At 50.9% G+C, this 625-nt stretch carries 1 rRNA gene; it reads right to left on the bottom strand.

What is annotated here, in order from left to right:
* A 23S ribosomal RNA gene (locus HFK74_RS32950) occupies positions 1 to 229 on the bottom strand; the annotation flags it as partial.
* Positions 230 to 625: the final 396 nt, after the last annotated feature.

Genomic DNA, 625 nt, shown 5'->3' with positions numbered 1-625 from the left:
ATGTATTCAGGGTAAGTTACCTAATAACGATACTTGTAAACCACAACAGCCACCAAACTTGCGCCTGGCGACTGCTCTGATTTTACAAGTACCTTAGGTGGGTTTCCCCATTCGGAAATCGTCGGATCAAAGGGTATTCGCACCTCCCCGACGCTTATCGCAGCGTATCACGTCCTTCATCGCCTGTGCATGCCAAGGCATCCACCAATTGCCCTTAAGACACTTGATCGTTCTCATTGCCAATGTTCATCATGATTTCTCACAACGCCATCGGCACAAAAAGACCAGCTTCTCGAGATCGGTCCGGGGGCGCGGTTAGGCAAACCCATCATATGCGGGAGATTGAGCGTCTCACCGCGACAAACTTTTTTGTCACCCAAGCCAACCACAAAGGCCAAAGCCTCCTGGAGGATCAGGCTCCCAAAAAGGAGTCCGAACAAATCTTCTCTTTACGATGTCAAACAGAACAAGCGGTTGCCCGAGGGCGAACCACAAATCTTGATTTTGAATGATTAGCTTCCGTCGTCTCGACACCACTTCTCGTCAAAGAAGGTTGGTGGAGCCAGACGGGATCGAACCGACGACCCCCTGCTTGCAAAGCAGGTGCTCTCCCAGCTGAGCTATG

It is taken from the genome of Pseudomonas sp. SbOxS1 (assembly GCF_013416725.1).
Classification (GTDB): domain Bacteria; phylum Pseudomonadota; class Gammaproteobacteria; order Pseudomonadales; family Pseudomonadaceae; genus Aquipseudomonas.
This window is presented reverse-complemented; position numbering and strand designations above follow the sequence as displayed.